A 12847-nucleotide genomic window follows, 5' to 3' on the forward strand; every position below is an offset into this window, starting at 1 on the left:
TAATTATTTTTTCTATCAACCTCTATCAAGACGATTTATATATGGAAAAAGTTACAATAACTTGTGATGTTCGGGTCCAAAATTCTGTTGGTTTCTCAAAATCCATATTTATCCAACAGCAGCGCGCTCGTAATTGTACAAGCTATTGCCACCACCAGTGTAGAACCACAGCCAAACAGACCGCATTCGTGGAATCGGATGCGATCTATTTGCTCTTATTTTTATAGTCTATATGAATTGAACGAAAGTTAATATTGCTAATCATCACTGGCAACCTAGCTTTCTTGAATGGAGGCTCCCTATTTAGCTGCTCGTGCGGCATCCATTAATGCCTGGCCTTCAGTCTGTATGGTTTCTATCGCTTCGTCCAACGATTTCTCCTTCTGCAGCACCGCGATTAGCTCACGATCTTCCAACTCCTTGAAATGGTCCTTAAATACATTGTCATTCCCATAGTTAAAACCCCCACCCCATTCTTCGATCCGCAGCACCACAGGTTGAAGCTCATAGAGCTTGGCAACCAGATCATCTTGATTATCCCCTCGGCGGCTGGAGAAACCGATGCCTCCAAGTTTCGATTTGACCTTCGACATATAGTCGCTGTGCATGAATTTAATGAGCTCCCAAGCCGTATCTGCATTCGAAGAGCCTTTTCTAATACTCATCAAATTGGTTACATACATATGACTGGTTTTGCTTCGGTCTGCAGAACTTACTGGCGGAGTTACCGCTCCTGTCTTAAATTCGGCCTCATCATACTGACCATACTGGGATAAAGTCATAGCAGCTTTTCCTTTCTTGAATAAATCCGCTTCAGCTGCGGCTTCGGGACCGAAATATGTCGTTCCATCCCTCACTTCCCCCTTCACATCCTGCAGCAGAAAGGTCCCGTTCTCGTACAATTCGACGACTGTTTCATACACTCGTTTCCATGCCGGAGTGTTCACGGTAACCTGCCCTCTCCCCAAACTATAGCTCTGAATGCCTTCGCTGGCGGACAAGCTCTTCAGATGGTCTGAAGGCTTGCTGCTGTACGGCAGATGGTATCCAACAATGCCATCCCCTTGACTGCCTGATTTCGTGAAACGGCTTGCCAATTCCAATACCTCTGGCAGTGTCATGCCATCATGCGGCGGATCAATGGTATATTTATCGAACAGATCCGCATTGTAAGAAAGAACCGATGTTGTAAAAGTCGGCGCCATTCCATACAACTGTCCATCATTCGTCATCTTGAGGAGCTCCATTACCCCTGGATGAAACTCCTCTTCCTTCATATCACTATCCAACATTCGTACGGACAGCTCTTCCAGCAATCCGCTGCTCGCAAGCGACTTATAACCATAATAATTCCATGATAGAATCAAGTCTGGCTGCTCTTTCTCTATGAATGCCCTCCGCTGTTCGTCCGACATACCTTTTCGTTCCGGATCGAACTCAATCACTTCAATCTCCAGATCAGGAAACGCTTCCTCCAAATAGTTTCCATAATTGTAATCATAGACATCTTTAAAATCCACAACTACCTTTATTGATCCTGTAAGCTCGGTCTTTTCTACAACAGCCGAAGAACAGCCGCCTGCAATAATGATGCATAATCCCATTAATAGAAAAGTGAACATCGGTTTCAAGCTGAATCGCTTCAAGGCTGCTCCCCTCTTTCCTTAAGCTTCGCTTCGTCTATGGCAGTCTGCACAGCTTCCTGCAGCTCAGCCAGTGCTTCCTCCACCGTGATCTCGCCTTCGATAACAGATTTCATCCTTTCATTGGCAAGCTCATTCAATTGTTGCTCTATCGCAGCTTCCTGTTCCGTGGTCTTCCGCTTGAGGTCCCCAATTGCCTTAGGAGCATCTATTGTCATCTTATAGAATGCTCCCCATTTCTCCTCTTGCTGTAATTCCATACTTGAACGTCTCGCCAATACGGACGAGCCCCATTCCTGGCCCCCATCTGAGCCCTTCACCATTTCCTCGCCATTCACAAACCGAATGAGCTCCCATGCTGCCATTCCATTCGGAGAATCAGCATTTATAGCATAGATCATACCTGTGGTGAGATACTTCCACTGATTAACTGCAGAAGTGATGTTGAAGGGGATCGTAGACCACTTCAGCTTGATATTCGCTTCCTTCTCAAACGACAGCAAATTTCCATAATAAAAGCCGCTGTAATCAATCTTCATAGCCGCCTCTCCCTGTGCAAAGATGTCAAGCTTCGCCAGGTCCTTCATCATAATGTTGCCTTCACCACGCGGCCTCGGCGTTGCAATCCATTTCTCCCGAATACCATCGCTTACTTGCTGCCATATCCCTCCCCATGCCGAGGACTGGACTGTTGCCTTTAATTGACCCTCGCTCGCAGATAAAGCCCGCAAGCCTGAAGCCTCGCCAATCGAATTCACGAGGTAATACGGATCGCTGTATTCTGCGGCTAGGCCATATGTACCCGTTCCTTTAAATCTCGCTGCGAGCTGCAGTATCTCATCAAGCTTGATGCCTGCCTCCGGAACCGGAATACCATGCGCTTGAAACAGTTCCTCATTCACATAGAGAGCAGCGGATGAGAACCCGCGCGTCAAGCCATAAAGCGCTCCACCACCTGCTTCGCGGAGCAGCTCAGCGACTGGAGGATGAATCGCCTCCATATCGAATCCGCTCTCTTGCATATAAGGCTCCAGCGGCTTCAGCCTTCCTTCCATAGCAAGCCTCATATACAGCTTAAATGGCAGCTGCAGCACATCTGGCTTCTCCTTGTCCATCCATTCCATAAATTTCTCCGGGTCATTCTCCAGCCCGTCAGATGCCGTTGCCATACGAATTCGTACCGATGGATGGCGAATAATAAAGGGCTTCTCCAGCTGATGTTCAAAATTACTGTAGTTTGATGTATGAACGACCAGTTCGATATCCTCGCCCCCAATGGGGCTATCCCCAAGAGCTGCCGGTATATCGGAATTTGATTCCTTGCCCAGCAGCTGTTTCAGCTCACCCCGGAACAACCAGCCTCCGCCTGCAAGCACAACAATGATTAGAATGACCATCCCTATGCGGAATGACGCCCCTCTTTTCTTCACATTCACCGCTTCGAATCCCGCCTTTGCTAATTATCTTTTCTTCCAATCTCTATAGAGACGATCTATAAATGGAAAAAGTTATAATAATTTGCGATTTTCGGGGATCTAAAATCTTCTGTTCATTGCTATCAGCTATACTTTCCCTTATGATCATCATAAGTTGTAACCCACATTTATCCGCCAGCATCATAGGAGGCACTATGACAACATTAATTCCGGCAGAAGATCTGTATCGCTCTTACTATACGAAATCCGAATATATTAGAGAGTATATGATTAATCGGCTTGAACCCGCTTACGGTCATAAGATACTTGAGCCCTCTGCGGGTGACGGTGAATTTATCGAAGCACTGCTTAAGACCGATCCCAACCTTGATATAACGGCGCTCGAATTGAATCCGGAAGCAGTCGCTGCATTAAAATGCAAGTACGACTGCATCAGCAATGTGAATATCGTACACACGGATACGCTGCTGGATACAGACCTCGATCACAAGGCAGCGGAGAATGGATATTACGACCGAATAATCGGCAACCCACCCTATGGCGCCTGGCAGAACTATGAGAAGAGAGGCGAGCTGAAGAGCCGTTACAGCGGCAGTTATGTCAAAGAAACCTACTCCCTGTTCCTGCAGCGATGTGTCTCGCTCCTCAAGAAGAGTGGGCGGCTTACCTTCATAATTCCGGACACTTTTCTCAATTTGCATATGCACCAAGGACTAAGAGAATATCTGCTCCAGCAAACAATAATGAAGGAAATTCTGCTAATCCCCTCCAGCTTCTTCCCTGGCGTTAAATTCGGATATTCCAATTTGGCTATCATCACCGTGGAGAGAGCCGAGCAAGAAGCAGCGCTTGGCAATATGGTTACAATTATTCACGGCTTGAAGAAGCCAGCCGATATTGCAGCCGTTACTAGAGGAAGCCATGCGAATACGCTGCAAGTAGCGACCATGAGTCAGCAGGAAATATACAATTCTGTAGGGCGGGCATTTCTATTCCAATCTGGACAACGTATCCGCCTGCTCATTAACAATTCCGCCACAACAATAGGCGATATCTCGGATTGTGTCACTGGATTCTATTCTGGCGACAACAGCCGTTTTCTTAGAGTCGCCAGCTCTTCTGTACGCAATTTAAGCCGCTGTGAGGGGATCAAGCCAGAGGAGATCAGCATCGATTATTTGACTCATCCCGATCTGCTGAACGGACTTGCCGGAGACAGATGCTATATTCCGATTGTGAAAGGCAATGCCAAAGGCTATCTGCGGGACAATGACTGGTTCCTGAATTGGAGTCAGGAAGCTGTGCGCCATTATCGAACAGATGCGAAGGCCCGATTCCAGAACGCCAGGTTCTACTTTCAGGAGGGAATCGCCCTGCCATTGGTGAAGTCCTCCAAGGTAAGCGCCAGCCTGATTCAGCAGCAAATTTTTGACCAATCCATCGTCGGCATCTTCCCTCGCGAAAAGGGACTTCTGTACGTGCTGCTGGCTATGCTCAACTCTTCGATTGTTAATACGATCATTCATGCCATTAATCATACCGCTAATAATTCAGCTAACTATATTAAGAAGATTCCTTTCATTATTCCCCCTGATTCCATGCTTGAACGGATTGACGGACTAACAAGAAATCAACTGCTGCATTGGCAGACAACCGGCTCCCCCGACCTAAGCATCGATGAGGAGCTGAACCGTATTTGCAATGATTTGTATAACAGATAACAGGAGCAGCTGTTACGGATACACTTCCTGTAAAGCAGACCGAAACAGCTCGTCTAGCTCTTCATCTCTCCAGCTCTGTGAAGCCGGTACGGCAGAAGTCGCATTCTCGAAGTAAGCGATACGCTGCTCCAAATATTCATTGATGGGATTAATTCTCGGCTCATAATCAAGCTCATCGCCAGCCTTCTTCCTCTCAAGCAGCTGTTCAATTACCGCCTTCAATTCGCTATCTGACGGAACTAGACGTTCTACGAGGAGATCGAATTGGATAGGCGGCATCGATTGATAACGCTCGATCCAGTCGCATGCCAATATCGGCCTAAGAACGTAAAAATATTTCTTGATCCGGACTTCCGCACTTTGAAGATACACCCTGTAATTGACCCGTGCCATATGAAGATAATGATACAGGCAAGACCTTGGCGAAAATGTCAAAGCGCATAGACCGCGAATTTTCCCGGCTGTGCTGAAGGGCTCCATATAAGAGATGGGAGACTGCAGCCATTCTAATAATGTCGGGTTCGACTTTTTGAATAGATTAAGCGTTTTCTTCAAGTCCCATCCATTCATATCGAGCATATTGCTGATGGGACGCTCGATAACATCCCTTCGATCAAAGATCGACAAGTACCACTCCACCGGTCGAATATAGATGAATCTCACATCATAATCGCTGTCCTTGGATGGGAATCCCCATGCCCGGCTGCCTGATTCGCATGCATACAGAATACGCACGCCCTCTTCCTGCTCAATGGCTGCCAGCCCTTCAATGATCTTCTTATAATAATCCGTCATGTCGCTTCCCTCCTGCCTTTGTTGTTTCTAATTGTTTCATTATTACCAGCAGGAGCAAATTGTGAACATGGTATAAGTATTACGAGGAGAGGCAGCGCCTCCTGTGAGCAGCCCAGCTGCAAACAAACAGGTCCATTATGTCTTTGCGCATAATGGACCTGTTTGTTAATGAAGTGGTATATGCTGCGCTATTATGCGCAGGTTGTTGTATTACTTTCTTTTCCAGACTGTACCGTCAGAGAAAGCGACTTTATCGATTTTAACATTGCTGATTTTACTTGTACCGCTGAAGGAGAACAAATCCCATGTGAACGTATAGGTTTCAGCCATCTTGACACTAATATCGTTGGCCTTTCCATAGAAACGATTGCTCGTCGTGAACGAGCGGTTAACCGGATCATTGTAGGCATCATAACAGCTGAAGGACAGCTCGAAGGAAACAATCCGCTTCTCCGTCAGGTTCGTAACTGTGATTTCGGCATCCGAATAATTGTATGCGTTCTTTACAACAGCAGAGCTATCAATTTTTAACGGGATATTTTTGTTCTTCTTAAGCTCTTCCTTCAATTTCTTCTTCATATCCGTGCTGAACTTCTCGTACAGCGTTCTCAGGTTCTTGTCGAACTCTTTTCCCATGTACATCCGGTTCGCAAAATCATACCCCAAGCTCGGGATTTCTTCCTCGCCGATGGTGATACTCTGCACTGCTCTTCCATAAAATTCATATCGCTTGCCTTCCACATTCAGCCTATCACTTATGGAGGCAGAAGCATGCTCGAAGGCGCTCTTCTGGCCTGGAGCCAGCTGCATTGTGAATACCTTTCTGTAGATCGTATTATCCTCATACAAGTACATGAATGTTGCATAGGTTACGCTGATGGACTCATTGCTCAAATTTTTAACTGCTGTATTCGTAATTTCCAATGGCAGCCCCGTATAATGGTTGCTTTTCTCTATTGGCGCAGTCGCAATGTTAAGCTGGCTTCCCTTCTTCTGCATCGTTGCTCCCAGACCGTCCAGCAAGAATCGCAATGGAATCATGATCCGGCCGTTTCGTTCAACTGCTGGGGAACCTAGAAATACGGATACGCCATTAACTGTACCGACAGGACTGCCCAGCGTAAGCGTCAGCGTCATTTCGCCATTTGTTCCAATCACTCTCTTGTTCGCCTTGTCCCAGCTGAAGCTCAGACCCAGGCCCTCCATCGTCTCTCTCGCCGACACAAGCGTTGTATTGTTTTCCGTTATAGGCGCTTGAGAGTAAACAATTTTTTTGCCATTCACGAACACACTGGTATCCGATTTCGCATCAGCAATTGCCGGTACGAACGCAGGAACGAATAAAGCCAACACCACAAGCATAACAATTGTTTTGATTGCATATTTAATCATTTTCTTCAATTCCCCTTATTAATTTGTATGTATTTGTAAGTCTAAGAAGCTATTATAGTCGATCCATCTGGAAAATAAAAGATTAATATCGTTAGTTTTATCAATATTTTAGAAAGCACATGAGAAAGAGAGGGTCTCGGCATTTGCCGAGACCCTCTCTTCCTTAGCGGACAACTCGTTGAGGCTGTCTGCTCCAATCTCTATGGCAAGCCCCCAGTAATGGACGGCGTTTGGAGCTTGGTGCGGTGCTTCTCCTTCAGTACACTGGAATAGCCATTGCTTGTTTGCACTTTCGCTACTGCAAAAATACAGGTAGTCGGCCGAGAAAAGATCATTTCAATCGATTTACCTGCATAAATACTTCAAAAAAACGGATAAACGCGATATACGTTAGGTTCCGGTGATAGTTGATGTATTTTCGCAGTTACTTTGGCTGCGGGCAGCTATATTAGATCCAGGAAGTGTATTTTTGCAGGTTTGAGTGGGCTGATACTGTACAACCTGACTTTTGCTGTTATGGTTCATCTTCACCGCTACAATCCCTCTACGTCAGTGTCCATCCATTCTGGTTCACTGCCCATTCCCTCTTCGTCAGCACCCATTCGTTCATCTACACTAATTCCTTCTTCGACACTGTTCATCCGCTCTTCGTCTGCTACGCTTTGTATTTCCTCTGAGCCGATGCAAATGTAACGATAGCCTTCTTCATCCTGCTTTTTCAGCGCCCGTTCTTTATAGAACCTTGGGCTTCCTGCCCCGGCATCCTCGTCATACACAAGCAAGATGCCGTCTGTCTTCGCAAAAAGCAAATCGTCTCTGTTGCGCAGCTGCCACACATCAATATATGGCTGCTTGCTGACCGCTCCGTAATAATCTACGCCCTTCAGCACTTCCTTGTAAAAGGTTTTCTTTTCTTCCTTCCATCGCTCCTCCGGATTCAAATAAGCCGTAAGGATCGACAGCTTCAAGCGAGGGTAATCCCGCTTTAATGCAATAACCACTTCGCAGGCCCACAGATCGACACCGTATTGCCCAGGTGTTATGACCCATTCCAGCCCTTCCTCTATTAAAGGAATCAGCTTGTTGGAAATCGCCTTCCGAATGTACGGAATACCCTTATTTTTCTCGTCATAAATAGACAGCTCATGTGCCCGATAACCGGTAATGAGGAGATTCTTCATCTATTTCCCCGTTCTCAGTCTTGATATTCGAATTAGAAGACTTCCGATTCAAGGGGAAGTTTTCCATCATTCTTTGCTTATTCTAACATAATGCTTCCTTCGCCAACCAGCCTCTCTAACACTATCGCCACACCATCGTCATCATTGCTGGCTGTCGTTTCGCGGGCCAGTTCTTTTAACTCTTTTATCGCATTCCCCATCGCAACCGGGTATCCGCACGACTTGAACAAACCGATATCGTTATGGTCATCGCCGAACACAACAACGGAATCCAATGCTAGATTAAAATCCATGCACAGCCTCTTAACAGCGCCTTCCTTGGAAGCTTCCAGGGGCATAATCTGCATAACTGTACCGTTATCTGTGATCAGGACGTTGGCCCGTTGTCCGAACCTTTGGATAACAAGCTCCGCGTGCTCGAAGTTAGTGAGCAATATCTTGGTTGCATCATACTGCTGCAATTCATCTAGTGCCTTTACAATTGGATTGCTCTTGGTCGCCATCATGTCCATATAATTAAGCGGCCTCAGACTATACCATTGATCCCTTACCTCCATCGTCAATTCACTGTCAGGATGAAGCCCTGTACAATACGCTATAATCTCTGCTGTCAATGAGCTCGGGATGGATTCATTGTATTCCGTTCGAGATTGCCTGCAAATGACTTGAGCCCCATTGTAGTAAACAAAGCTGCCCATCGCTAGAAGCTCCTCAGGCAGAAACTCTTGTACCGCTCGCGGAGGACGCGCTGTTGCAAAAATGATTCTCATCCCTCTTCGATGGCACTCCAGAACAGCAGCCAGATTCCTCGGGGTCACTTCTTTCTTCGCATTCAAATAGGTTCCATCCAAATCCAGAACGACAGCAGCGAATTTCATTGGCATCTCCTCCTAGTTATGTAGGTGTCAGCGGTCGCAAAAATATTCCCCTGCGCAGCAGCCCCTCGTTCATTTCAATACTTCAACTTTCACGACTTCACTTCGCTTCGAACTTCGAGGCTCGCAAAACAAATGTATACAAAAGAATGCCCCGAGTTCGGGGCATTCTCCATATTACTATTACTACCCGTTGTTACGGGATAGTTGTTTCGGCAATTGCCAAGCTGTAATAACTGCAAGAGCGATAAACAGGATATCCATGCCTTGGAAAAACTCTCGAATGTTCTCGGTGAACAAGGTGAAGATTTCACTGTTGAATATGCCTTCAAACTCACCAAGCAAGTATCCGAACATGAAATATTTGCCCAATAAGATACCGAGCAGGCTGGCAATGACTGCCACAACCTGATGCGCGACAGCAACCTGCTTGTTAGCTAACAATGCCACCGTAAAACCTGTCAATCCCCCGATTGCCCAAGCGATCACACCAAGCTCTGATTCAGTCCAAACTCCAATTAACGCCCATATCGCTCCCCCGATTATTGATGCCACTAGAGCTCCCAGCAAGGGCAGTACAATTTTGTTGCCTTCCACTTTAAATTCCTCCTACTCTTGATGAGTGTCATTATTGGTATAAGCATGATCCATACTTATCCAAATGTTGTATTCAACATGCCCCTATCAAATTCCTTTTTCCTACATCATTTTACTTATTTTTCGCTCTAAACTATATTAAAACAAATAAATCAGCTTATACAATTTCCACAGAATGAGACTTTATTACTAGATACTATCCATCCATGTAGTCCAGCACCGTCATATAACGCCACACCGAGCTTAAAGCTGTGCGCGGTGCGCCCGTTATTCAATTACAGGTCAAAAATATCCCCATCGATGTACCATTTGCCATCTATTCTGACAAGCTCAAATTCATCATCCCTTGTGACCAGCTCACCATCTCGTTCAATTCCGATCATATACTCAACCACTGCTTGATTGCCGTACTCTTCTACATGAAGAATCTTATACTTCTTGGCTTCAAAATCGTAAACGTTCCGCTCCAGCTCTATCTTCGCCCGCTGAAGCTCCCTTCCTGTCAGATCGGGATTCGGCAGAAAATATTTCATCATCTCGTCGATATCTTGATCATTTGCCGCTTCAATAAATCCTTCCACAGCAGAGCCCGGATCCGACTGGCTTCCGCCGCCGCTGAACAGCTTGTATGCGCCAAATATGACAACAATGGCTATAACCGCAATAATGATAAGCTTCTTATTATCAGAACCGCTTCGAATCGGAACGGGACCGGGACCCGGTACGGGAGTCGGTACGGGAGCTGATATGGGACCCGGTACGGGAGTCGGTACGGGAACTGATATGGGACCCGGTACGGGAGCTGATACGGGACTCGGTATCGAGGCTGGAGCTTGCATTGGTGTTGATTGCTGAATAACTGCTGAGCCGCAATTGCTGCAATATGCCACATGCTCTTCTAGTTTGTTGCCACATTTTCCGCAATACATGTCTATTCCCTGCCTTTCATAATAGGAACGCGTACATTCGATTATTGCTCCTTGGTGCTAATCAGCTTATAGGTCCGCAATTCGCTATCGATGACGACTAATTGAAACACAGACTTATAGCTTTTGGTCTTGACGGAGCCATCGCTGTAGGAAATATTGTACGTTTCGCTCGTTGTCACTTTATAGCTCTGCGAGTCCTCCATCGCCTGCACATCATCAACCGAAGCATGGACAAGCTCCTCTGTAATGCCCTTCGTCTCCAAATAATTAATATATTCATAGGATTCGTTGTAGACGGGTCCAGCAGGGTCCATTAAAGGAGCGACAATATCAAAATTGCGTTCATTGATAGCTCGCACCGAGGTTGAAAGATAGTCAACCATAAAATTCTCAATTGTCAATTGACTGATCTCAGAGCTGGCTGCGCTAACAGTTGGCTTCCAAGCAGAGGTGAACAATGCCGGGTCCTTCTCCTCGATCTCCTTCATATTGTCGCTCATGTCATAACCGTCATAGAAGGTTTGAATAACATCAACCTGCCATTTTTTGCTCGCCTCATCATATATCAGCACAAAATAACGCCCTTGCCCATCCTCGCCGAGGTCCGGCACTACATCCGCAGTGTAATAATACGCACTCATATACTTGGCAATGGTGAGAACGCTGACCTTCCATTTCCCTTCATCATAAGTAAGCGCAAAGGATTCCATATCGATGCTCGCTCCCGTATATTTGCCGGTATAGGAACTCTGCTGCTGCTTCTCGTAGTCGATTCTTTCCTGGAGGGATGACTTAATATTATCTGTACCTTGTGTAATCTTCTGGACCTCGCCTGAGGTGAAAGCCTCCAGCTCTTCCTTGTTGTACTTCACGACAGCATCCACAATTTCATCCTGTATGGGGCTGTTTTCGGCCAAATTGATTTCAACATGGCTTCCATTGATCGGAATTTCAGCGGTCTTCATCGTGCCCCACGGGTATTCGGCTTCAATGGCCAGCTTCATAGCGCCATCGGTCGTAACGGGTCCGAAGGTCTGAGTCTCGAACGGATTGATGCCGGTATCCTTGCCATTAATGAGTAGCTTTCCCTTCAGATCGCTAACCCCATTCGTATTCGTATCGAAGGAAACCTCTTGTCCGTCCAAATATAGCGAAGCGGAGAACTCCTCCCCCGCAGTCATGACGATAGCCTCCTCTTGCTTCTCCAATGCGACGAAATCCGTCTTCAGCTTAGCCTCCAGCTTGTAAATCCCCGGGAAATACGGGCCGAAGCGCTGCGAGTAATCCGGTTTGTCCGACTTGGCTACCTCCTTGCCGTTAATCGTTAATGCGGCATCCTTATAATTCGTAGAAATTGTTATAAAAACAGGCGAAACTACCAGCTCATACTGGTCGTAGAATAAGAACTTGCCCGACTTCCTCAGATGGATGACTTCATTCTCATCCCCTTCAGCCGCCCAATCATCCTCCAGCAGGAAGGATTCCTTGGTCAGTGCCCGGATTGTTTTATTCACATATGTTGAATTTTCCTTCATGAATTTCATATAACCGCTAATCGTTTCCTCATTAATGACAAGCTTCTCATCATCAGAGGCCAGCAATCCCGCAAGAGCCTTGCCATCCTGATCTTGAAGCGCCGTTTCAAAATTATCAATCAGCCGCTCCTTAGACGTCCAGTAAGCTCCAAACTCGTAGGCGCCGTACAAGATTCCAGCCAGAAGCACGACTGCAGCAAGCAGCAGCACATTTCTTCTGGATATTCCGCGAGTCCCGGCAGGCGGCCTGCCGTTACTAGCAGGAGGAGCAGGTTGTATCGTCGCAGGCTGCGCTGGCGCATTCGCCTGTACCGTCGCAGGCTGCGACGCCGCTGGCGTATTCGCCTGTACTTTTGGTGGCTGCGATGACGTTGGCGGCTCTGCGTGCTGGGAAGCAGCGTCCCGCGGTATTTCTGGCTGCGATATTTCTGGCTGCGCTTTTTCCGCTGACTGCGGTGCTTGCGAGCTTTTGTCCAATTGAATGCCTTGCGGGTTTGGGGGCAATTGCCCTTGCGGTGCTGGTGCTAATGAAGCTCCACAGCCTCTGCAAAATCGATAATCGCTTTCTATTGCTGCTCCACAGCTTTGACATGTTGCCATTTCTATTCCCCCTGTTAGCTGTTGCACTTCTGCACCCTATTAACCTTCAAGTCATTATAGTAAAATAATACTACTTTTAAAAGTAATTTAATGCCACTTAATAGTCAATTAGTTTCGGTTTGCGAGTCTTCTTTTAGGATAAA

General features: G+C 46.5%; 10 protein-coding genes. 1 reads left to right on the forward strand and 9 read right to left on the reverse strand.

What is annotated here, in order from left to right:
• Window positions 1–299 precede the first annotated feature (299 nt).
• On the reverse strand, window positions 300–1646 hold the full coding sequence (locus L6H65_RS20480; RefSeq protein WP_236344544.1) for an ABC transporter substrate-binding protein: 1347 nt from the start codon (window positions 1644–1646) through the stop codon (window positions 300–302).
• Complete coding sequence (locus L6H65_RS20485) at window positions 1643–3079, reverse strand: ABC transporter substrate-binding protein (RefSeq protein WP_236344546.1); 1437 nt, start codon at window positions 3077–3079, stop codon at window positions 1643–1645. Before L6H65_RS20485 ends, L6H65_RS20480 begins: the two co-directional genes overlap by 4 nt.
• A gap of 194 nt (window positions 3080–3273) precedes the next feature.
• On the opposite strand from L6H65_RS20485, the gene L6H65_RS20490 reads away from it, so the two are divergent.
• The gene (locus L6H65_RS20490; protein ID WP_236344547.1) at window positions 3274–4800 is read left to right on the forward strand and encodes an Eco57I restriction-modification methylase domain-containing protein; all 1527 of its coding nucleotides are present in this window, start codon (window positions 3274–3276) and stop codon (window positions 4798–4800) included.
• Window positions 4801–4812: 12 nt separating this feature from the next.
• Here L6H65_RS20490 and L6H65_RS20495 read toward each other — a convergent pair whose 3' ends face one another.
• From L6H65_RS20495 to L6H65_RS20525, 7 genes are all read right to left on the reverse strand, one after another.
• The gene (locus L6H65_RS20495; protein WP_236344549.1) at window positions 4813–5595 is read right to left on the reverse strand and encodes a nucleotidyltransferase domain-containing protein; all 783 of its coding nucleotides are present in this window, start codon (window positions 5593–5595) and stop codon (window positions 4813–4815) included.
• A 210-nt stretch (window positions 5596–5805) separates the two neighbouring features.
• Window positions 5806–6987, reverse strand: a complete 1182-nt coding sequence (locus L6H65_RS20500) for a stalk domain-containing protein (RefSeq protein ID WP_236344550.1) — start codon at window positions 6985–6987, stop codon at window positions 5806–5808.
• 533 nt (window positions 6988–7520) lie between these two features.
• A complete protein-coding gene (locus L6H65_RS20505) occupies window positions 7521–8168 on the reverse strand; it encodes an SLOG family protein (RefSeq protein WP_236344551.1) in 648 nt (215 codons plus the stop codon).
• Between the two features lie 77 nt (window positions 8169–8245).
• Entirely contained in the window at window positions 8246–9046 is an 801-nt protein-coding gene (locus L6H65_RS20510; protein ID WP_236344552.1) for an HAD family hydrolase, read from the reverse strand.
• 183 nt (window positions 9047–9229) lie between these two features.
• Entirely contained in the window at window positions 9230–9640 is a 411-nt protein-coding gene (locus L6H65_RS20515; RefSeq protein WP_236344553.1) for a hypothetical protein, read from the reverse strand.
• Window positions 9641–9915: 275 nt separating this feature from the next.
• On the reverse strand, window positions 9916–10569 hold the full coding sequence (locus L6H65_RS20520; protein ID WP_236344554.1) for a zinc-ribbon domain-containing protein: 654 nt from the start codon (window positions 10567–10569) through the stop codon (window positions 9916–9918).
• Between the two features lie 41 nt (window positions 10570–10610).
• Entirely contained in the window at window positions 10611–12704 is a 2094-nt protein-coding gene (locus L6H65_RS20525; RefSeq protein WP_236344555.1) for a zinc ribbon domain-containing protein YvbJ, read from the reverse strand.
• Window positions 12705–12847: the final 143 nt, after the last annotated feature.

This window comes from Paenibacillus plantiphilus (assembly GCF_927798095.1).
Classification (GTDB): domain Bacteria; phylum Bacillota; class Bacilli; order Paenibacillales; family Paenibacillaceae; genus Paenibacillus_Z; species Paenibacillus_Z plantiphilus.